Genomic DNA, 20430 nt, shown 5'->3' on the forward strand with positions numbered 1-20430 from the left:
GGGGAGCAGCCTTTTTCTCATCACATTCCATGATTCATACTTCAATTCTTAATCCCCTTCGAAATAATCTTAACATCCACCTTCGTTTGAAAATCGATTTTCGGAAATTCAGTCTCCCAATTAACAGATTTCCAATAGGCAGGATGGAAGGCAATCAAGTCGCGGCCGATGCCAAGTGCATCGGAATTCGCGCGCCGAAGTATATTCGTGACCTGCGAGGTTTCAGCAGTAAGCAAAGCGGAGAGTCGTTTGTTTAAGTCTGCAACGACCTTCTTATCGCTGAGGTCGTCTTTTCCATATTCGATAACAGAAGCTTTGAGAGATAAATGGAGCTTCACGGTAACATTTCCTTCGGCATTAATCGAGACCTGTTTGGAGCGCTTTAACTTGACGATATCAACGGAAATGTACTCACGTAGATCACCTGGCGCGTCCTTTTTTCCATCTTCGATATTTCGGGTCATCACACAGATTCCTTCGAGCTTGCCGCTTAGTAATAATAACAGCGTGGACTGGTTCTCATTCAAGTGATACCCGGTATATTTGCGGTTATTCATCAGTGCGACACCATCGATTTCAGCGCGGCTGCCGACCTTTTTCATGATAGGCAGAACCGAATCTTGTCCCGGATCGAAGAAGATAGGAAAGACGGAATGCAGGGTCACGTTTGGAATTGCCGTTTCATAACGAGCGCTAATGATGAGCTTTCTCAGGTACTCTCCGGCTGTCGCCGACCCGAATCGCTCCAGTCGGATTAAATCGCTGGCTTTGCCTTGAACGATCGCAACCATGGAAAGCATTGGATCTGCAGAGCTGCGGAATGTGGCATCGAGCAGCGCGGCCAAGTCTTGACGTGCCAGCTTATCGCTGATCAGCATCACTTGATTCTTGGAGGTGGCGACGGGACCGGCTAATTGTACGCCGATTTTCTTATATAACGATTCCTCCATGGTAGCGCCAGATGCGGAAATTACCTCATGCGTCGGAGCCGAGCGCTCCTTTCCCCCCGGAGATTGGATGGTTACGGTAGTCACAATCTCGTTGTTATCATTCAAATCCAGCGAGGTAGCATAGATAAGCTGTAAATTCTTTAATTCGTTATGGTAGTTACACCCTGAAACCGTTATGGCGGCGAGCATACACAGCAGGAGCAGAACAACTCGCTTCATGCAGCATGACCTTCCTTTATACCCGTCATCCATGCAATCAGCAGCAGTGCAATCGGGAATCCGAGCACGAAATAGCCTCCGAATTCAACCATTTTCGTTAAGTGTGCGATCCCGCTCTCCGATCTCCAGAACAAGCCTGCAAGGCAGATGAGCGGAGTCATATAATAGATGGCCATCTTATGTTTATTTCGATGAAACAGATAACCAAGCCCTTTCCCTGTCGCATACACATAGCTCGTTAATGTCGCCGTTACTTTGACCAGCCACAAGGACAGAAACAACAGATCGAGCCGCTCCAAGAATGGCAGTGAGATGCCATTCATGTAGTAAGGAACCGGTTGTGGGACGCGTTCCAACGCTTCCGGGCTGAAGTTGAAAGAGCAGGCGAGCACGACCATAAGATAGAAAAACGTAGCTGATCCGTTTGCCCATAACATGGGAGCGACCAAGCTTTTCCCATTCTTCTTGACGTCCGAGCTGATGACGAGCAGAAGCTCAAAGCCGAGAAAAGAGATAATGGAGCTCTTCATCCCGAGCAGTATGGCATTCCAGCCCTTATCACCGATCGGCAGCAAGTAGCGGTAATCAAAGTTATCGTGGCCGAAGAAAAGCAAGGCAAGCATTAAGACGAGGATGAACGAAATCAAGGTATGGTAACGTGCGATAATTTTGGCGCTTTCCTTGGCGAAGTAGAGGAGGATGACGCCATTTGCGATGATGACAAGCCATGGATTGGAGAACGGGAGAATCCACAATTCAACGAACACCATCTCTAGGAGAAGGATCAATGTGGAAGTTAATGCAAAATAGGCGATATAGACGATAGTCACCAGGTTCCCGGCCCACTTCCCAAGCAGAAGCGGCGCGAATTCAAATAAGTTTTTCTGTGGAAAGCGGGCGCACAGCGCTACATAACCAAGCAGCAGCAGCTGAATGACGACGCCTGCAAGGATTACCGAAATCCAACCGTCCGGACCAGCCGTAATGTGCAGCTCATAGGGGAAAGCAAGCACACCAATCCCGACTTGCGTTTGTAAAATAAATCCGAACAATTGAAAGCGAGACATGCTGATTCACTCCTGCTTGGACGTCTTATTGCCGAATATCCGTGCAGGCAGCTGAATAAGCGCGGGCAGTAGACGCCGGGGCTCTAGAGGTGCAAACGGATAGAAATAAGGGACGCCGTACGATTCGAGTTTCGTTAGATGCATGAACAGCAGACTGAAGCTTAACGCGATTCCTACAAAGCCAAGCATGGCGGAAGCGAACATGATTGGAATACTGATAAGCCGAAGCGCAAGCCTCATTTCATGTGAAGGCACGCTGAAGGAGGCGACGGCGGTAAGCGCGATCACGACGATCATGGTAGTGGAGACCAGGTTTGCATTGACTACTTCCGTTCCGATAACTAAGCCGCCTACGATCGATAACGTGGAGGCAATCGATTTGGGCAGCCGAAGAGCCGCTTCTTGGAGCAGCTCCAGCACCGTAATCATGAATAGCGCTTCGATCAATGGATCGAACGGTATATTTTCGAGCGATGCCTTTAAAGAGAATACGAGATCAATCGGCAGTACTTCGAAATGATTGGAGACGATCGCAATATAGATCGAAGGCATTGCGACGGTCAGCAACATGCTTAGGTAGCGGAGTAACCGGAAGAATGTCCCATTCCACCATCTCGCTATAAAATCGTCCGATACTTGAAAAAACATAAAAAAGGTGACCGGAAGTATAACCGCCATCGCATTGCCGTCTATTAGCAGCACGATTCTTCCTTCCATCAGATGGGATACGGTCGTATCGGGCCGTTCGGAGTATAAGGTTTGAGGGAAAAAAGACAATGCGCTGCTCTCCATCAATTCAGTGATCAGACCGGCCGATTTCATGAAATCGACGGATATTCCTTCAATTTTGGCCGCGATTTGCGCTACCACGTTGGGGTCGGCCATGTCTTGAAGGTAAAGGAGCGATACATTCAGCGAGCTTTTCTTACCCAACACATAATTTCGTTCAACAAGATCAGCCGAGGATAACCGTTTGCGAATAAGTTGTGAGTTGATTGTCAAATCGTCGACAAATCCATCGTGAGAGCCGCGGATCGTTTGTTCGTTTTGCGGTTCGGCAGCATGTTCCGTCAGTTGGATGCTGACATCCACTAGCATGATCTCCGTGCTTTGATCCAGCAAAATCGCACATTTGCCCTGCATCATTCCCTCTGCAGCGGAATGGAAGTCGTTCACACGTTTGAGATCTAATATTGGGAGCACGTCTTCGAGACGATTCTCAGTCGCGCGCTGAAGCGGTTTTAGTACGCTCGTTTGCAGGAGCTCTCGGTCGGTGTAGGCAATATGGTAGAGGATGCAGCCTTTGATTTCCTGCAGCCGAAATTCTCTGCTGTAAATATCGCCGGGAGCCTTGAAAACATCGGTTAAACCGCGGATATTCGACTCCAAGTCAGTAGAAGTCGGCAAAGCAGCATGATTAGCCATCGCCACAATTCCTCCACATAGCTCGAATAATCCATTTGAGTATGTGCCATTATTGGCGTTTTCATCCAAAAATAGTAGTACTGCCCACTGAAACCGAGCAGAACGATACTTCCGCCATATCAAAAAAGCCGAGAACGGAATAACCGTTCTCAGCTCCTTACAATGACACGACAGTATTCATCTCATTTATCCATCCTATGTCGCTCTAGCAACGCCTATACGCCGTTCTACAGCTCCACAGCATGTCTTCTTAGCTTCGTATCCTGCACGTGCGATAACTCCGCAGCAAGCTGCTCCGCCACCCGTCTTCCGCTTGAGAAAGCACGCTCGGCCAGCTCGCCTTTGCCTTCACAGCCATCACCGCAGAAATAGAACGGCATGCTCTCAATCCGGTTTGGCACTAGCCGATTGCCCGCAATGTTCTTCACGCTTTGTACCATCGCTTTCTTCGATACCCGTTTCACAGCGACTGCATCCCGCCAGTTTGGATAATGGCGATCGAATAAGGATTCCATCTGCTGCGTGCGCTCTTCCAAGTATGCTTTGCGATCTTCATCGCTGCTGCTCTCATTGCTTAAGTAGGCGATGCCCTGCAGCAACTGCCCGCCTTCAGGTACGAGGGTGTGATCTGTGGCCGACACATCGGAAATAAACAGCTTGTGGTTCATATCGCTAATATAGCTGAACGGCCTCGCTACGACATGGCTCAATCCAATGTCGTAGACCATCACTTCGGTTGCCGTATTCAGCTCGTAAGGAGCCATGAATGGCTCCCAAGGCGTTCCGCGCAGCAGCTTGACGACCTGCTGAATCGGCATCGCGAATACGACGCGATCGAAGGTTTCTTCGCGCGCTTTTGTTTTCAGCACGTATTTGCCCTGCTCATAACGGATGCCGTCAACGCCTTCCTGAAGCGCGATCGACCAGCGTTCGGATGCATTGATTTTGTCCCGAAGCTGATTCGTAATAACCGCCCAGCTGCCCAGTACGTAGTTCACAGGTCGATGGGATAGAAACAAATTATGATAATAATCGCTAATGACGGTACCCGGTACTCGGCGCGCATCTTCCGGCGTGATGAAGAAGTTGCTGCACACGAGATGTTCCCACAGTTCTTTGACATCCTCAGCGGCACCTGATTCTGCTAAATAATCGCCAAGCGTCGCATAATGCTTGATTTGGTGAATATTCGCCATAATTGCTGTAATCTCACCGACGAATCGGACCTTCTGCATGGTGGTTAATAAATCTGTTTTTACTAAATTAACAAAATCCAGCGGAGCAGGGGTCAAATGCTCGCCTTTCTCATACATGACTTTGCGTTTGTCTACTTGTTTGCTGCTGAAATCTAAATTCAGCTCGCGTTCCATAACCGACAGTGTATGCCGATCCAAGCCATAAATCGCATGTGCCCCATAATTTAGCGTGAAGCCGGCCTTCTCATACGTGAAAGCACGTCCGCCAAGCTGCGGACTCCGCTCGAATAGAACACCTTTGACGCCGGGCTGCTCTGACAAGTATGCGGCAGCGGTCAATCCCGCAAGTCCGCCGCCGATGATGGCAACATTCATTTCCGATCTCCTCCTAGTGACAAGCGGCCGGGTTCTTGTATGCATGTCTGCAGCGTGACGAGCAGCTCGTCCAATCCATCCCTTGGCAACTTATGTCCTTGTACATTATACGCCGCTTGATTGAGGCCAATCTATCTCATTTCTGACTGATAGACTTGCCGAATCGGCATCGGTTTTCTATGCGACAAAAGCCCATTTTTAGCATGCACAGGCGCCATTTGCCTACGGGCGAATATCATGGTAGGAGAATGAAGGAGGTCATGATTCGCATGGAAAAGAAGGTTTCAACGTCGCCGGTTGGGAAAACGCCGAACCAGCCGATGTCAAACAAATCGATGCCTAACAAATCGATGTCAAACAAATCGATGCCTAACAAATCTATGCCTAATATGCCGATGCCTAATCAGCCGATGCCCAAGCAATCAACGGCTGTAATGCCGGCAAAACACGACAATAAACCGATGGAAAAGCATGAAATGAAAAAAATGTGTCAAGATCATATGCACCGTTATGTATTTGTGCAGACACATGACGGCTGGTGCTGCGATGGTATCGTTGAGCATATCGACGACGAGTGCGTCTGCATTGCCGTTCCCTACTGCGGACCGCATATGGATCGTGCATTCTTCCCAGGTGGAGGAGGTTTCTTTCCCGGTGGCGGTTTCTTCCCAGGAGGCGGATTCTTCCCGCGTCGCCGGTTTGTTCGACAAGTGTTTCCGCTTGGGGCACTGCTTGGCTTATCGCTGCTTCCGTATTATTGGTAAACGTGGGTATTACTCAGTTTCTGCTAGAGCCGGCGTTCCACTGGGCGCTGGCTTTTTGCACGTTCAACAGCCCTATTCTGGATTGGACTTGCCCTTGGTTTTTCGCTATGATGAACGAAGAATTGAAAACTCGTGAAAAGGAGCAGAGTCATGGACTGTATATTTTGCAAGATTATAGAAGGAACCATTCCTTCAAACAAAGTGTTCGAGAATGAACGCATACTTGCTTTCCACGACATTCAACCGCAAGCCCCGGTACATACACTAATCATTCCGAAGAAACATATCCCGACGATGAATGACGTTACGGATGCGGATGACGCAGTAATGGCGGAATTATTCATGGTTGCACGTCAACTTGCGAAGGAGCTGGGGGTAGCGGAATCCGGCTACAGACTTGTCAATAACTGTAACAGCGACAGCGGACAAATCGTATTTCACCTGCATCTTCACCTGCTCGGAGGAGAGAAATTAAAGCCGCTGGGTTAAGTGTATAAAAATAGCATAGTCTTTCAAGTTGACACTGCCTTTCCTTATAACATATAATTTAGTTTGATGAACCGTGTTAACTTTTACTGGACGGTCTGATTCGGAGGGAGGGAAAACTGGTGTCTGAAACAAAAGTTCGCAAAAACGAGACGATCGATGCTGCACTCCGCCGCTTCAAACGTACCATCGCAAAGGATGGCGTATTGGCCGAGGTGAAGAAACGCAAGCATTATGAGAAGCCTAGTGTCAAGCGTAAGTTGAAGTCCGAGGCTGCGCGTAAGAGAAAGTTTTAGGAGGATCCTTCCACAATGAACCTTAGCGAACGATTAAACGACGATATGAAGCAAGCGATGAAGAGTCAGGAGAAATTCAAGCTCACTACAATTCGAATGATACGAGCATCTATCAAGAATTTGGAGATCGACTTGAAACGTCCACTCGAAGACGCGGAAGTGCTTGATATCTTAAGTCGTGAGATCAAACAACGTAAAGATTCCCTCCAAGAATTTCAGAAAGCCGGCCGCGACGATCTCACGAAAGATGTCGCAGCAGAAATTGAAATTATTAGTGTATACCTGCCTCAGCAGCTGACCGAAGAAGAGATCAAGTTGATTGTTCAGCAGACCATCCAGGAAACCGGTGCTTCTTCCAAAGCCGAGATGGGGAAAGTCATGAGCGCACTTTTGCCTAAAACAAAAGGGCGTGCTGATGGTAAACTAGTAAACACATTTGTGCAGCAATTTCTGCAATAAACATAGGCTGACAGCCAAACACTCCCCTTAGGGGGAGTGTTTTTTCGTTATATCCGGCCTTACTCCAATCAAGACCTATTGACCATTTGCCCAAACTAGATGAAAATTAAGGCTAACCTATTGAAACGAGGCATACAGCAGCATGTTGCGTAATTGGAAAGAAATTCTATTGCTAGCCATTCCATCGCTTGTCTCTTTTGCAAGTATGACGATGACCGGTACCATCAACTTAATTTTGGTTGGACAGCTTGGCGCTCTGATCATTGCTATTGTAGGCGTGTCCAACATCATCATGTACAACGCTTTTGCGCTCTTCTCCGGTATCGGACACACCGTCAATTATTTAGTCGCTCAGAATCACGGCGCAGGTGATATGAAAAAAGGCATTCAGCGAACATACATTGCCATGTATATGTGTCTCATTTTTGCGCTGCTGATTGCTGTAGTCGGTTGGATCGGTGCAGATGATATTTTGCGCTGGACGGGCGGCTCGAAGGAACTGGTCGAAACCGGTGATTTCTATTTGGAACTGCGGTTTTATGGCATGTCCTTCGGTATTGTCAATTTCGCGTTCCACGGTTTTCTACGCGGAATAGGTGCAACTAAATTGTCCATGGTCGTTTCGCTTCTCGTCAATGTTCCGATTATTTTGCTCACGTACACATTGACCTTCGGCCATTGGGGGATGCCTGATCTCGGATTAACAGGAGCCGGAATTGCCATATTAATCGGTGAAGGCTTGCAAACGCTTATTTGTGTCTTTATCTTCTTCGTTGTGCTGCATAAGAAATATCATACCCGCAGCCGGATTGCTTTCGCGATCCAGTGGATCGAAATGAAACTTCTAATGACCGAAAGCGGAAAACTCGGCATCCAAGAATTTTCACTAAGCATCTCGATGTACATCTTTACCGCTTTCGTGGCAAGGCTCGGCGATCATGCGCTGGCTGCCAACGAAGTGGCTTTAAGCATCATGTCCTTTGGTTTCATGCCTGCATTTGCTTTCGGCTCGACCGCGACAATTCTTGTCGGACAGCATGTAGGCAAAGGCACGCCGCTCAAAGGACGCCGAGTCGGTACCGATACGGCGATATTAGGCTCGATCTTTCTTATTTTGCTCGGTACGGTTGAATTTATTTTCGCCAAACAAATTACGCATCTCTACACAAATGATCCAGAGGTATATAAGCTTGCTGCGTATTTGATTCAGGTGTCTGCATTCCTGCAGATTTTTGACGGGCTTCTGAACTTCTATGCAGGTGGTTTGCGAGGAATCGGAGATACAACCTTCCTGCTTCGCATATCATTCGTCGTAAGTTGGTTCATTTTCGTTCCGCTTGCTTATGTGTTCATCTTCGTCTTTCATTGGGGCAGTATGGGGGCGTGGCTCGCGCTTTACGCATTCCTCATGGTGTTCGGTATAGCCGTGATGGTGAGATTCTATCGAACAGATTGGACAGCCGTTCGACTGAAGGAAGCCAGCCATTAATAACTGAAACGAATCGGTGTTATGAACGTAACATTAACTAGGTAATAAGCTTGTTAATGTACAAGGAGGGACTGGCGTGCAGCAAGCCCATAGGTGGAGATTGAAAATGGTGCTGCCTGCTCTGATGGCGCTGCTATATATCGTGGCGATGGCTATTCCGGCCTTCGCCGCGAAAGGTGATTCGAACAGCGCATCAGTAGGCTCAACCATTTACGTCATGAAAGTGAAGCAGACCGTTGAATCCGGCTTGCAGAAAACACTGGAGCGGGCTTATCAAGAAGCTGATGATGCAAAGGCTAAACGCATGCTGCTCGTTCTTAATACCCTTGGAGGGCGGCTGGACAGTGCTCTTGAGATCGGAGAACTTATTAGAACGAGTAAGGTGCCGACAACGGTATATGTTCAGGGCAAAGCCGTTTCTGCAGGGACTTACATTGCACTAAACGCAGACCAGATTATCATGCAGCCCGGCAGCACGATTGGTGCGGCAGCCGTTGTTGATGGATCAGGCGAGCTGATCACGAATCCGAAGACGCTTTCCTTCTGGACAGAAGAGATGAAAGCGGCAGCATTGCTGAATGATCGCGATCCTAATATTGCAGCTGCGATGGTGAACCCGAATCTGGAGCTTGAATTGAGCGCTCTCGGGCGCACGAAAGCCAAAGGCGATATTCTTACGTTATCAGCCGGGGATGCGCTTAAAGTAGGCTATACGGAGTATACAGCGGAGACGGTGGACGACGCGATCGCGAAGTTGAACCTGCAGCAGCCGAACATTGTCAATTACGAGGTTAGTGTACTGGAGCGGGTCGGACAATTCTTAACCCTTCCAATTGTTATGACGCTGCTGCTGATTATCGGAATAGCAGGCGTTACGATCGAGCTTATGATGCCGGGGTTCGGAGCACCGGGTATCATTGGAGTCGTCGGCTTCGGATTGTATTTCTTTGGCCATTATATTGTTGGCTTTGCGGGGCTTGAGGATGTGATCCTGTTTATCATCGGGATCTTGCTGCTCGTATCTGAACTGTTCGTACCAAGCTTCGGCATACTGGGCATACTTGGTTCCATATCGTTAATTGCCAGTGTACTGATGGCAGCGCCGAATCCGAAGTCAGCCGGTTTATCACTCATTGTGGCTGTCATCGCAGCAGGTATTATCGTGTATTTCATTGCCAAACGATTTGCGCATCGCGGAATATGGAATAAATTCATTCTTCGCGATCAGTTGACGACGGCCGAAGGGTATGTCTCAACAGCAAGCAAAGTATCGTATCTTGGGATGAATGGCAAGACGCTGACACCGCTGCGCCCTGCAGGAACCGTTCGGATTGGCGATAACCGGATAGACGTCGTCACTTCAGGAGAATTTATTCCTTCCGGTGCCGATGTCAAGGTTATTAAAGTCGAAGGTGCACGAGTCGTAGTTGTACAACTTGATGAGAAGAATTAATTAATTGGAGGGGTTTACATGGCAGTCGATCCAACTGTAACGATTGTAATTATTGTAGTACTAGCGGTTATCGCATTATCCGTATTTCTAACCTTCTTCCCAATTATGCTCTGGATTTCTGCGCTTGCTTCAGGCGTGCGGGTCGGAATCATTACGCTCGTTGCGATGCGCTTGCGCCGTGTTGTTCCGAGTCGAATCGTCAATCCGTTAATTAAAGCGACTAAAGCAGGTCTTGGTCTTAACATCAATCAATTGGAAAGCCACTTTCTGGCGGGCGGTAATGTTGACCGTGTCGTTAACTCGTTGATTGCTGCGCAGCGCGCTAACATCGAACTTGAATTTGAACGTGCTGCGGCGATTGACCTGGCAGGTCGAGATGTCCTGCAAGCTGTTCAAATGAGCGTTAACCCGCGTGTTATCGAGACGCCGACAGTAGCAGCGGTTGCGAAGAATGGGATTGAAGTTAAGGTTAAAGCGCGTGTTACGGTCCGTGCGAACATTGAGCGACTGGTCGGCGGAGCCGGAGAAGAAACGATCATTGCTCGTGTCGGCGAAGGGATTGTAACGACAGTCGGTTCCTCCGACTCTCATAAAGATGTGCTTGAGAATCCGGATTTGATCTCGCGTACTGTACTTGGCAAAGGCCTAGATGCCGGAACCGCATTCGAAATCTTGTCCATCGATATCGCGGACGTTGATGTAGGCAAGAATATCGGCGCTCATTTGCAAACCGAGCAGGCGGAAGCTGACAAACGTATCGCACAGGCGAAAGCCGAGGAGCGCAGAGCGATGGCGGTTGCACATGAACAAGAAATGAAAGCGCGCGTAGTTGAGATGCGTGCACTCGTTGTGGAATCAGAATCCCAAGTACCGCTTGCTATGGCTGAAGCGTTGAAGCAAGGCAAAATCGGTGTGCTCGATTATATGAATTTCAAGAACATCGAGGCTGACACGAGCATGCGTAATTCAATTGGTAAAACCGATTCTGCGACACCGGATAAAGAAGAACATTAATCGCTGCCCCATTCTAGATGACAATGATATTCTGAAGGGGGTGAGCGTTTGAATGAGCTGATCAAGCTTCTGGTTTCCAACATCTACGTCGTTATCGTGCTCTTAGGTTTCCTGCTTACGCTCATAAACAAAATGAGAGCGAATAAGCCAGGAAATCCGACGACCAATAAGATGCCGCCGTTCGGAGGAGAGCCTCCTCTAAGGCGGCCGGGAGCGCCTCCAATCGAGGGGCGCCCAGCCCAACCGCAAAGACGTCCAGTCCAGCAGCGGCCTGCAGAGCAGCCTCCGGAGCCGCGACAAGGCGTATATAAGTCGAAATTCGATACGACCGGTGAAGAAGGCGTTAGCTCTGAGTACGCGGATACTGATCTTCTGCGGCGTAACGTGCAGTCGGCTCGCGGGTATGACAGAGCGCCGCTTCCCAAAGCCGCTCCCGCCCTTCAGCAGCAGAAGCAACCGGATGCCTTCCGCGTTCCGCAAGGCGATGAGCTGCGCCGTGCATTTATTATGGCGGAAGTGTTTGGTGCACCGCGTTCGAAGCGACCGCATCGCAAATAACAGACGATATACCATTTAGCCGCATAAACCAATAAAAGCAAAACCGACCTGAGGAGGGTCGGTTTTTTTGTGTTTGTTCGTTGTGCACGAGGCTATATTCCTCATATTTGGGGCTGCTCTCGCATAATTTGGTACAGTACGGGAAGGGGGCTTCTGCCTGCATGCGCCGATTAAATCGCAAACTGCGTAAGATGGCTGCGGATCTGCTGGATCTGCCGCCGGATGTCGTAATGGATTTGCCACGATTAACGATGATCGGCGACCGCCAATTATACATCGAGAATCACCGAGGCGTACTGCACTTCTCCAGTGACAAGCTGCGGCTTGCGCTCAGTAAAGGAGAATTGGAAGTGACGGGCAGCGAGCTGGTCATTCGTACGATTTGGACAGAAGAAGTGTTTATTGAAGGGGTTATTAAACATATCGAAGTACGAGAATAGGGGGCAATTGTAATGAATGCGACATGGATGCAGTGGCTCCGCGGATTTGTATCAATTCGCGTTCGCGGTGGAGCTATAGAAAAGCTTGTGAATGCTGCGCTGGCGAAAGGGCTGCAATTGTGGTCCATTCGCCATACAAACGATCGCGAGCTCGTTTGTTATCTGCAGGTCAATGATTTTTTTCGGCTTCGCCCGATTTTGAAAGAGACAGGCTGTCGGATTCACGTCACTTCAAGACAAGGACTGCCGTTTTGGCTGATGCGTGTAAGGAAGCGCGTTTTTTTTGCGGCGGGGCTCGTCCTTTTCTTCGTCGGCATGTACTTGCTCTCCTCACTCGTCTGGTCCATTGATGTGAAGGGGAATAACCGTCTATCGGAGGAGCAGATTCTTCAGGTGGCCAAGCTGGAGGGGCTGTACCCGTTTCAGTGGTCGTTCCGGCTGGACGATGCCTCAGTGTTGTCCAAGCGTCTCGCACAGCAGCTGCCTGGGGCGGCCTGGGTCGGCGTTGAGAAGCGAGGAACCCGCATTACGATACAGGTTGTTGAGACTTCAGTACCAACGCCTAAAATTCCTCAGAATCCACGGCATCTCGTTGCATCTACCGACGCGGTAGTCACTAAAATATTAGCAGAAACAGGGAAGCCGGTTGTCAAACGCAATATGAGGGTTAAGCAAGGAGATATTCTGATCTCAGGTTTGCTGGGGGATGAGAACAATACTGCTCCTGTGGTCGCGAAAGGCATAGTGAAGGGAGTCGTCTGGCATGAGTACGATATTGTGTCCCCGCTAGAGAGGACGATGAAGGTTTATACAGGCGAGAAGAAGGTCATCTGGTATGCCGTACTAGCCGGAAGGTCGCTTAAGGTGAGCGGGTTCGGCAAACCACCTTATTCCATGTATGAGAGCATCAAGCAGGAGGAGAAGGCAGCTTGGCGTACAATGAACCTGCCGTTTGGAAAAATCAAAGAAACGATTATGGAAGTGCGAATGGAGCACCAAACCGTTGGCGTAGAAGAGGCGAAAGCGGAAGGCATCCAGCAGGCCAGGGCGGATTTAATAGCGAAGGTAGGGCCTGATGCAGAGGTGCTGGCGGAAAACATTTTGCATGAAAAGACGGAGAATGGTAAAGTTTATATGAAAGTGCTTTTTGAGGTGGATCAGTCGATTGCGATAGAGAGACCGTTAGTTCAGATGCAAGGGGATTGAGTATTTTTGCAAAATGAATTCAAAGTAGCCAAAATTCCACTTGCCAACGCAGCGGAAGGACTTGCGCTGCTTGGACCGCAGGATAAATTTCTGCGATTAGTCCAGCAGCAGACATCGGCGGACATTATGTCTCGCGATGCGGAAATCGTCATTTCGGGGCCAACTTCCGAAGTGGATTCTATTGAACAGCTTTATACCGTTTTACAGCAGCTAATAAGAGGCGGATACTCGCCGACAGAGCGCGACATCGCGTACGCCCTGGATCTCTCCAAGACGATGCAGGCGGAACAATTGCTTGATCTCTTCAAAGCGGAAATTACGACAACGTTTCGCGGTAAACCGATTCGGGTAAAAACGATTGGTCAACGCCATTATGTCAAAACGATTAAAAAGATGGATATCGTATTCGGTATCGGTCCTGCCGGTACGGGTAAAACGTATTTGGCAGTCGTGCTTGCCGTGGCGGCACTAAAGGAAGGCTCGGTCAAACGAATCGTGCTGACGCGTCCTGCTGTTGAAGCGGGCGAGAATCTCGGATTCCTGCCGGGCGATTTGCAAGAGAAGGTTGATCCGTATTTGCGGCCGCTCTATGATGCACTTCACGATGTGCTTGGTCCCGACCAAACGACCAAGGCGTTTGAGCGAGGTCTCATTGAAGTGGCGCCGCTCGCCTATATGCGCGGACGGACGCTTGAGGATTCATTTATTATTTTGGACGAAGCACAGAACACGACACCGGAGCAAATGAAAATGTTTCTGACGAGGCTTGGTTTTGGCGCTAAGATGGTCATTACCGGAGACGTCACCCAAATCGACCTGCCGCGCGGCAAGCGCTCAGGACTCATCGAAGCACAGCGCATCTTAGCGAACATCCCGGAGATCGGCTTTATCTTATTTACTGAACAGGACGTCGTGCGTCACAGCCTCGTCCAAAAAATCATAACTGCCTACAACATCGACGCCGAAGTGCAAACGAACGAATCGGTAAGTAAGCCATATGACCGCAGGTCATAAAGCATATCAGTAGGTAAGCCTTGTGATCGCAGGTCACAAAGCGACTCCTTGCACAACGTAACGCTAGCGGCACGAATGCAGCAACATTCCACCCGGGGCACCAAGCCGGGGAAGGACGCCGCATGAAAAGTGTGTCCGCGCTTAAGCGGACGAAAACGAGCCAACGTCGAAGTATGGTCGAAGACGGCCCAGGCGGCTGGCACGGTACATTCCGGGTCCAGGGACGGAGTCCCTGGGGTCCCCCTTAGATAAGGGGGACTTAGGGGGATGTATCGGAAGTTGAAATAAGAAGTAGTAATTCCCATAAGGTACATATAGGGTCCAGGGACGGAGTCCATGGGGATCTCTTTACTGTTAGGGTTCCAGGGACGTGAGTCTCTGGGGATCTCCTTACGAAGGAGATCCAGGGGGATGTGTAGTTTCTAGGAGGATAACAACCATGGTAAATCAACAAGCCAACCCGGATGAGTCTAAGTCATCGTCGTCCTCCGGATGGAGTGGATGGAAGCACAGCTCGGCTGTTCGCTGGGTATTGCTGCTTCTGTTTGTTTTGCTATTTTATTTCTCTCTTGCCCCTCACGTGCTCCCCAAAACGTACAATATCGAGCTAGGCAAAGCCAGTGACCGCGACATTGAAGCGCCGGTGGATATTAAGGATGAGAAAGCGACGCTTCAGGCGCAGGAGCTGGCTGCTGATCGTGTAGAGCCGATTTATTCGATTGTTGCCCTCCGCAGCGAAGTGCTCTTGGAGCAGATTTTCGCACGGATGGAGCAGCTGAATCAGGACGACCAAGTCACGTTGGAAAACAAGGTGTCCATTTATCGCAACGAAATTCCGCGGCTGTATACGGATTACGTCGATCAATTTGTTCAGAATAACAAAGGAAATGGCACCTATAACGATATATTGCTGGACGCAATGGCAGAAGTGGTGAAATCGCAGGCTTATCGGATTCCGGAGGAAACCTATTATAAACTGCCTTCGCTCTCTGCGATCCAGCTAAGCGATATGCATCTTGTCGGCGTGAATATTGTCCGCAAGCTGATGAGTGATTCGCTGCGTGAAGCGGAGACGGCAAGAACGAAAGTAGCGGAGCTTGTCAATGCGAGCACGCTTACCGAACGCAAAACAAGGGAGATCGTGCAAGAGCTTGCCAGATACGCGATCATGCCGAACAAGTTTCTCGATACGCAGGCAACCAACGACGCGAAAGTGGCAGCCAAAGAAAATACGACTCCTGTCGTGGTGAAGCAAGGTGACATTATCGTTCATAAGGGCGAGGTCATCTCGAAGGAACTCTATGACCGGCTTTCCTCTATTGGTGTGCTTCAGACGAAGAAGTCCTATTGGCCGCAGCTTGGGTTGCTGCTGCTTTCTGTTCTCTTTCTCATCGTTATTTACAGTTATCTAGAGAGAGCGGCGGGCTTAAGCAGCGGATCCACGAATATGAGGTACAGCAATGCTCAGCTGTCGATGCTGCTCCTGATCTTCTTGCTGAATATTCTCGCCATGCACATTGTGGAATTAACACAAACGCAGGAGATGCCCTATGTCGGCTACTTAGCGCCTTCTGCAATGGGTGCAATGCTGATTGTGCTGCTGCTAGACATCCAGCTGGCAGTCGTGAGCTCATTTTTGTTCGCGATTGTGGGTAGTGTTATATTCAATATGGAATCGGGTCAGTTATTTGACTTTAACTACGGGTTTACGACGGCTGTCATTTCATTCGCCGCGATCTTCGCGATTCATCGCGCCAGCCAGCGATCGACGATTTTGAAAGCCGGTATAATGGTGAGCTTGTTCGGCTCGGCTTCCGTGCTGGCCATACTATTGCTTGGCGAGCTCCCTCCCAAATCAGAGATCATCATGACGGTCGCTTTTGCGTTTGCGAGCGGGCTGTTGACGGCGATACTGGTAGTGGGATTGATGCCGTTCTTTGAAGTGACGTTCGGGATTCTATCTGCTCTGAAACTTGTGGAGTTGTCCAATCCGAACCATCCGCTGCTTCGCAAGCTGCTGACGGAAACGCCTGGTACATACCATCATAGTGTCATGGTCGGCAATTTATCGGAAGCCGCGGCAGAATCGATAGGAGCGAACGGCCTCTTATGCAGGGTAGGTTCGTTCTATCATGATATTGGGAAGACGAAGCGACCTAGTTATTTTATCGAAAATCAGACAAACTATGAAAATCCGCATGATTCCATTGAGCCTAAATTAAGTAAATCGATTATTATCGCCCATGCGCGTGACGGTGTGGAGATGCTTCGCAATCATAAGCTGCCGAAGCCGATCCGCGATATTGCCGAACAGCACCATGGTACGACTTTTCTGAAATACTTCTATCACAAGGCTTATAAAATTGCTGAAGAAGCGGGCATTGAGCCTGATTTTACAGAGGACGACTTCAGATATCCAGGGCCCAAAGCGCAGTCAAAGGAAGCGGCGATTGTCGGCATAGCGGATTGTGTGGAAGCGGCAGTTCGAAGCCTGCGAAGCCCTACGGTAGAACAGGTTGAATCCATGATTCACAAAATCATTAAAGGCCGACTGGACGATGATCAATTTAACGAATGTGATCTTACGCTCAAAGAACTGGAGAAGATCGCGCAGACGTTGAAAGAAACGGTTATCGGTATTTTCCACTCGCGCATTGAATATCCGGAAGATGTTAAACCAAAGGAGCGGCTGGCATGAGCTTGAAGTTGGAATGGAGTAATGATCAAGAGAAAGTCGAAATATCGGAATCCTTTATCGGGGTGCTGGAACAGCTGTTGCAGCTGGCTGGTGAAGCGGAGGGTATGACTGAAGGAGACGTGACACTCTCGATCGTGGATGATGAAGAAATTCATCAATTGAACCGGGAATACCGTAATATTGATCGTCCGACAGATGTGCTTTCCTTCGCGATGCAGGAGGAAACAGACGAAGAGCTTGAGATCATCTACGAGGTGGAGGATGAGAACGAGACGGTTCCGTTTGAAGGGATGCTTGGAGATATTATTATTTCGGCGGAACGGGCTAAACTACAAAGTGAAGAATATGGCCATTCCTTGGAGCGAGAGCTCGGATTCCTGTTCGTGCATGGATTCCTTCACCTGATTGGCTATGATCATCAGGACGAAGCGAGTGAAGCTGTTATGACGGAGAAGCAGGAAGCCGTTCTCCGCCTTGCAGGTCTAACCCGTTAATGAAACGACTGCTCCGCAGCTTCTATTATGCTGGTTCAGGCATCGTGTCAGCCGTTCGCAGTCAAGCTAACATGCAAATTCATGTGGTTTGCGCTATAGGTGTTAATGCGGCGGGACTGCTGGTTGGACTGACGCGAATGGAATGGGTTGCTATTATAGCAGCCCAAGCTGTCGTGATGGCAGCCGAACTGATGAATACGGCAGTTGAGCATGTCGTTGATCTGGCGAGTCCGAGCGAGCATCCGCTGGCAAAAGCCGCCAAGGATACGGCAGCCGGCAGTGTGCTGGTTACTGCAATTGGGGCCGTTATAATCGGCCTGTTTGTATTTATTCCGCATCTTTGGCCTTAACGAAAGGAGTTTCAAGCATGACAGCAACATCAAACGGACAATTATCGCCGGTTTGGCAGCAGCTGATGCAGCAAGCAATTGAAGCTCGCAGTCGGGCTTATGTACCTTATTCGAATTTTCAAGTCGGAGCGGCTCTGCTGGATGCCGAAGGCGGCGTGCATTTTGGCTGTAACGTAGAGAATGCAGCCTATAGTCCAACGAATTGCGCGGAGCGTACGGCACTGTTTCGGGCTATTGCGGACGGGCATCAAGCTGGCTCGTTCGAGGCCATTGCGGTCGTTGGAGATACCGATACGCCGATTACGCCTTGCGGCGTGTGCAGACAAGTACTGGTGGAGCTTTGCCCGCCGGACATGCCTGTCATTATGAGTAATATGAAGGGAGATTGGCGTGTATCGACAGTAGCGGAGCTGCTGCCTGGCGCCTTCTCTTCGGATGCATTAACGAAAGCGTAGGAACGCGCAACGTTCTGAAAGGGGATAAAGTTACAACTTATGAATTCATCATCGTCGGGGTCTAAAGGATCCAAGGAGAAATATCATTCCGGGTTTGTCGCCATTATCGGTAGACCAAACGTCGGTAAATCGACCTTAATTAACGAGGTCATCGGGCAAAAAATCGCCATCATGTCAGACAAACCGCAAACTACGCGGAACAAAATTCACGGGGTATACACGAAGGACAATTCCCAAATTGTATTCCTTGATACGCCTGGTATACACAAACCGACATCCAAGCTAGGTGACTTCATGGTGAAGTCGGCTGTAGGAACGCTTGGCGAGGTCGACGCAGCCCTATTCCTCATCGATGCTTCCGAGGGACTTGGGGGAGGAGATCGCTTCATCATCGAGGCGCTTAAGAAAGTGAAGACGCCGGTATTCCTCATCATGAACAAGATCGACAAAATTCAGCCGGAAGCTCTGCTGCCGCTTATCGTGCAATATAAAGACTTGTATGATTTTGCAGAAATCATTCCGATCTCTGCATTGCAAGGCAACAATGTGAATACGCTTCTTAAAGTGCTCAGCAGCTACTTGCCGGAAGGACCGCAATATTATCCTGCCGATCAAATTACGGATCATCCGGAGCAATTCGTATGCGCGGAGCTTATCCGTGAGAAAATCCTTCATCTGACGCGCGAAGAAGTTCCACATTCCATCGCCGTTGCCATTGAAAATATGAAAGTACAAGAGAACGGCGTCGTAAATATCGGAGCTGTCATCTATGTCGAGCGTGATTCGCAGAAAGGGATCGTCATCGGTAAGCAAGGTACGCTCCTCAAGCAAGTTGGTAAAGAAGCACGCCGCGACATTGAAACCTTGCTCGGCTCACGCGTATTTCTGGAGCTGTGGGTGAAGGTGAAGAAGGATTGGCGGAACCAAGATCGGGTACTGAAGGATTTGGGCTTTAGGAACGACTAATCGACAATTTCCTTTCTTCGGGAAAATGTCCGAAATTTGTCTGGCATAGCGTAATCATCTTCATCGCATCCTAATCCGTGAGCAACATTTCTGAGCGCGGAAAGGATGAATACGAATGCGAGACTTTTCGTGGAAGTATTTTACGCTGACCGGGGATGTGGAAGCTTTCATGCTTTACAGGGAGATGGACGAGCAGGCAGTATCAACCGAAGCTGTCGGCAGTGAGGAAGAGGGAGAACCAGTGCCCGAAACGGACAACTCCGTTTAGGACGCGCAGGTTAGGGGAGAAGCGATATGCAGTACCGAGTCGAAGGCATTGTCATCCGGAGTATTGATTATGGGGAAGGCAACAAAATTATTACGCTCCTGACGAATACGCACGGCAAAATCGGGATTGTCGTGCGTGGCGCCAAAAAATTGAAGAGCAGGCATGGATCGCTGGCGCAATTATTTACGTATGGCGAGTATCTATTCTTCCGTAACAGCGGCCTGGGTACGTTAACGCATGGTGAGATTATTGAATCTCACCATGTTTTGCGTGAACAGCTGGATAAAACGGCCTATTCTTCTTATGCCGCAGAGTTAGTAGATCGTGCACTGCAGGAAGAGGACTTAGGCTCATTCATGTTTGAGCAGCTGAAGGCTTGCTTGACCGCTATCAGCGATGGAAAGGATTTACTCATTACGATCCAGCTCTTTGAGATGAAAATTCTGGCGGCAGCCGGATATGCCCCGGATCTCAGCGCTTGTATTTCATGCGGCAACGAAAGCGGCCCCATGGCGCTTAGCGTAAGAGGCGGAGGCATTATCTGCGGAAGATGCCGTTATAAAGATACAACAGCAATCGAGCTCAGCGAAGGCGCGCTTAAGCTGCTGCGATTATTTTGGCAGCTCGATATGCGCAGACTTGGCAACATTCAAGTAAAGGACGAGACCAAGCAGCAATTAAAGCATATCATGCGTTCTTTGATGGACACGCATCTTAGCCTGCAGCTGAAATCACGCTCTTTTCTGGATCAGTTGGATCGGTACTCGCTTTAAACAGGCAGGAGGAAT

Annotated in this window: 22 protein-coding genes; 18 read left to right on the forward strand and 4 right to left on the reverse strand. The window is 49.3% G+C overall.

Going from position 1 to position 20430, the window contains the following annotated elements; genetic code table 11:
- Window positions 1–41: 41 nt before the first annotated feature.
- The 4 genes from AC506A_RS00440 to AC506A_RS00455 form a co-directional block, all read right to left on the reverse strand.
- Entirely contained in the window at window positions 42–1169 is a 1128-nt protein-coding gene (locus AC506A_RS00440) for a Ger(x)C family spore germination protein (RefSeq protein WP_495459062.1), read from the reverse strand.
- Window positions 1166–2236 (reverse strand): GerAB/ArcD/ProY family transporter, encoded by a 1071-nt coding sequence (locus tag AC506A_RS00445; protein ID WP_495459063.1) that lies wholly within the window; start codon window positions 2234–2236, stop codon window positions 1166–1168. Before AC506A_RS00445 ends, AC506A_RS00440 begins: the two co-directional genes overlap by 4 nt.
- Window positions 2237–2242: 6 nt before the next feature.
- The gene (locus AC506A_RS00450; protein ID WP_495459064.1) at window positions 2243–3661 is read right to left on the reverse strand and encodes a spore germination protein; all 1419 of its coding nucleotides are present in this window, start codon (window positions 3659–3661) and stop codon (window positions 2243–2245) included.
- A gap of 227 nt (window positions 3662–3888) precedes the next feature.
- On the reverse strand, window positions 3889–5232 hold the full coding sequence (locus AC506A_RS00455) for an FAD-dependent oxidoreductase (protein WP_495459065.1): 1344 nt from the start codon (window positions 5230–5232) through the stop codon (window positions 3889–3891).
- 269 nt (window positions 5233–5501) lie between these two features.
- Here AC506A_RS00455 and AC506A_RS00460 point away from each other — a divergent pair, with 269 nt between their 5' ends.
- The 18 genes from AC506A_RS00460 (at window position 5502) to recO (ending at window position 20415) form a co-directional block, all read left to right on the forward strand.
- Entirely contained in the window at window positions 5502–5996 is a 495-nt protein-coding gene (locus AC506A_RS00460; RefSeq protein ID WP_495459066.1) for a hypothetical protein, read from the forward strand.
- A 150-nt stretch (window positions 5997–6146) separates the two neighbouring features.
- Window positions 6147–6485 (forward strand): histidine triad nucleotide-binding protein, encoded by a 339-nt coding sequence (locus AC506A_RS00465; RefSeq protein ID WP_495459067.1) that lies wholly within the window; start codon window positions 6147–6149, stop codon window positions 6483–6485.
- Between the two features lie 119 nt (window positions 6486–6604).
- A complete protein-coding gene (gene rpsU / locus AC506A_RS00470; RefSeq protein ID WP_090573672.1) occupies window positions 6605–6778 on the forward strand; it encodes a 30S ribosomal protein S21 in 174 nt (57 codons plus the stop codon).
- A gap of 15 nt (window positions 6779–6793) precedes the next feature.
- A complete protein-coding gene (locus tag AC506A_RS00475) occupies window positions 6794–7237 on the forward strand; it encodes a GatB/YqeY domain-containing protein (protein WP_090979935.1) in 444 nt (147 codons plus the stop codon).
- A gap of 142 nt (window positions 7238–7379) precedes the next feature.
- The gene (locus tag AC506A_RS00480) at window positions 7380–8726 is read left to right on the forward strand and encodes an MATE family efflux transporter (RefSeq protein WP_495459068.1); all 1347 of its coding nucleotides are present in this window, start codon (window positions 7380–7382) and stop codon (window positions 8724–8726) included.
- Window positions 8727–8802: 76 nt separating this feature from the next.
- Window positions 8803–10179 (forward strand): NfeD family protein, encoded by a 1377-nt coding sequence (locus tag AC506A_RS00485; RefSeq protein ID WP_495459069.1) that lies wholly within the window; start codon window positions 8803–8805, stop codon window positions 10177–10179.
- Window positions 10180–10197: 18 nt separating this feature from the next.
- Window positions 10198–11193, forward strand: a complete 996-nt coding sequence (gene floA, locus AC506A_RS00490) for a flotillin-like protein FloA (RefSeq protein WP_495459070.1) — start codon at window positions 10198–10200, stop codon at window positions 11191–11193.
- A 48-nt stretch (window positions 11194–11241) separates the two neighbouring features.
- Complete coding sequence (locus AC506A_RS00495) at window positions 11242–11751, forward strand: hypothetical protein (RefSeq protein ID WP_495459071.1); 510 nt, start codon at window positions 11242–11244, stop codon at window positions 11749–11751.
- A 161-nt stretch (window positions 11752–11912) separates the two neighbouring features.
- Window positions 11913–12191 (forward strand): sporulation protein YqfC, encoded by a 279-nt coding sequence (gene yqfC / locus AC506A_RS00500; RefSeq protein ID WP_090979929.1) that lies wholly within the window; start codon window positions 11913–11915, stop codon window positions 12189–12191.
- Between the two features lie 12 nt (window positions 12192–12203).
- Window positions 12204–13397 carry a sporulation protein YqfD gene (yqfD, locus tag AC506A_RS00505; RefSeq protein WP_495459072.1) on the forward strand — a complete coding sequence of 398 codons (1194 nt, stop codon included), beginning with the start codon at window positions 12204–12206 and terminating at the stop codon, window positions 13395–13397.
- 6 nt (window positions 13398–13403) lie between these two features.
- The gene (locus AC506A_RS00510) at window positions 13404–14411 is read left to right on the forward strand and encodes a PhoH family protein (protein WP_495459073.1); all 1008 of its coding nucleotides are present in this window, start codon (window positions 13404–13406) and stop codon (window positions 14409–14411) included.
- Between the two features lie 439 nt (window positions 14412–14850).
- Window positions 14851–17109: an HD family phosphohydrolase gene (locus AC506A_RS00515; protein ID WP_495459074.1), complete on the forward strand. Its 2259-nt coding sequence runs from the start codon at window positions 14851–14853 to the stop codon at window positions 17107–17109.
- Window positions 17106–17603 carry an rRNA maturation RNase YbeY gene (gene ybeY / locus AC506A_RS00520; protein WP_495459075.1) on the forward strand — a complete coding sequence of 166 codons (498 nt, stop codon included), beginning with the start codon at window positions 17106–17108 and terminating at the stop codon, window positions 17601–17603. The genes AC506A_RS00515 and ybeY overlap by 4 nt, the downstream gene beginning before the upstream one ends.
- On the forward strand, window positions 17603–17953 hold the full coding sequence (locus AC506A_RS00525; protein WP_495459076.1) for a diacylglycerol kinase family protein: 351 nt from the start codon (window positions 17603–17605) through the stop codon (window positions 17951–17953). The genes ybeY and AC506A_RS00525 overlap by 1 nt, the downstream gene beginning before the upstream one ends.
- A 17-nt stretch (window positions 17954–17970) precedes the next feature.
- On the forward strand, window positions 17971–18408 hold the full coding sequence (cdd, locus tag AC506A_RS00530; protein ID WP_495459077.1) for a cytidine deaminase: 438 nt from the start codon (window positions 17971–17973) through the stop codon (window positions 18406–18408).
- A 39-nt stretch (window positions 18409–18447) separates the two neighbouring features.
- Window positions 18448–19374: a GTPase Era gene (era, locus tag AC506A_RS00535; protein ID WP_495459078.1), complete on the forward strand. Its 927-nt coding sequence runs from the start codon at window positions 18448–18450 to the stop codon at window positions 19372–19374.
- 115 nt (window positions 19375–19489) lie between these two features.
- A complete protein-coding gene (locus tag AC506A_RS00540; RefSeq protein ID WP_495459079.1) occupies window positions 19490–19642 on the forward strand; it encodes a YqzL family protein in 153 nt (50 codons plus the stop codon).
- 26 nt (window positions 19643–19668) lie between these two features.
- Window positions 19669–20415 carry a DNA repair protein RecO gene (gene recO / locus AC506A_RS00545; RefSeq protein WP_495459080.1) on the forward strand — a complete coding sequence of 249 codons (747 nt, stop codon included), beginning with the start codon at window positions 19669–19671 and terminating at the stop codon, window positions 20413–20415.
- Window positions 20416–20430: the final 15 nt, after the last annotated feature.

It is taken from the genome of Paenibacillus sp. N22P23 (assembly GCF_059383735.1).

Excerpts from the sequence above, each read along its gene's own strand:
- AC506A_RS00440 (WP_495459062.1), bottom strand. The coding sequence starts at position 1,169 with ATGAAGCGAGTTGTTCTGCTCCTGCTGTGTATGCTCGCCGCCATAACG.
- AC506A_RS00445 (WP_495459063.1), bottom strand. The coding sequence starts at position 2,236 with ATGTCTCGCTTTCAATTGTTCGGATTTATTTTACAAACGCAAGTCGGG.
- AC506A_RS00450 (WP_495459064.1), bottom strand. The coding sequence starts at position 3,661 with ATGGCTAATCATGCTGCTTTGCCGACTTCTACTGACTTGGAGTCGAAT.
- AC506A_RS00455 (WP_495459065.1), bottom strand. The coding sequence starts at position 5,232 with ATGAATGTTGCCATCATCGGCGGCGGACTTGCGGGATTGACCGCTGCC.
- AC506A_RS00460 (WP_495459066.1), top strand. The coding sequence starts at position 5,502 with ATGGAAAAGAAGGTTTCAACGTCGCCGGTTGGGAAAACGCCGAACCAG.
- AC506A_RS00465 (WP_495459067.1), top strand. The coding sequence starts at position 6,147 with ATGGACTGTATATTTTGCAAGATTATAGAAGGAACCATTCCTTCAAAC.
- AC506A_RS00475 (WP_090979935.1), top strand. The coding sequence starts at position 6,794 with ATGAACCTTAGCGAACGATTAAACGACGATATGAAGCAAGCGATGAAG.
- AC506A_RS00480 (WP_495459068.1), top strand. The coding sequence starts at position 7,380 with ATGTTGCGTAATTGGAAAGAAATTCTATTGCTAGCCATTCCATCGCTT.
- floA (WP_495459070.1), top strand. The coding sequence starts at position 10,198 with ATGGCAGTCGATCCAACTGTAACGATTGTAATTATTGTAGTACTAGCG.
- yqfC (WP_090979929.1), top strand. The coding sequence starts at position 11,913 with ATGCGCCGATTAAATCGCAAACTGCGTAAGATGGCTGCGGATCTGCTG.
- yqfD (WP_495459072.1), top strand. The coding sequence starts at position 12,204 with ATGAATGCGACATGGATGCAGTGGCTCCGCGGATTTGTATCAATTCGC.
- AC506A_RS00515 (WP_495459074.1), top strand. The coding sequence starts at position 14,851 with ATGGTAAATCAACAAGCCAACCCGGATGAGTCTAAGTCATCGTCGTCC.
- ybeY (WP_495459075.1), top strand. The coding sequence starts at position 17,106 with ATGAGCTTGAAGTTGGAATGGAGTAATGATCAAGAGAAAGTCGAAATA.
- AC506A_RS00525 (WP_495459076.1), top strand. The coding sequence starts at position 17,603 with ATGAAACGACTGCTCCGCAGCTTCTATTATGCTGGTTCAGGCATCGTG.
- cdd (WP_495459077.1), top strand. The coding sequence starts at position 17,971 with ATGACAGCAACATCAAACGGACAATTATCGCCGGTTTGGCAGCAGCTG.
- era (WP_495459078.1), top strand. The coding sequence starts at position 18,448 with ATGAATTCATCATCGTCGGGGTCTAAAGGATCCAAGGAGAAATATCAT.
- AC506A_RS00540 (WP_495459079.1), top strand. The coding sequence starts at position 19,490 with ATGCGAGACTTTTCGTGGAAGTATTTTACGCTGACCGGGGATGTGGAA.
- recO (WP_495459080.1), top strand. The coding sequence starts at position 19,669 with ATGCAGTACCGAGTCGAAGGCATTGTCATCCGGAGTATTGATTATGGG.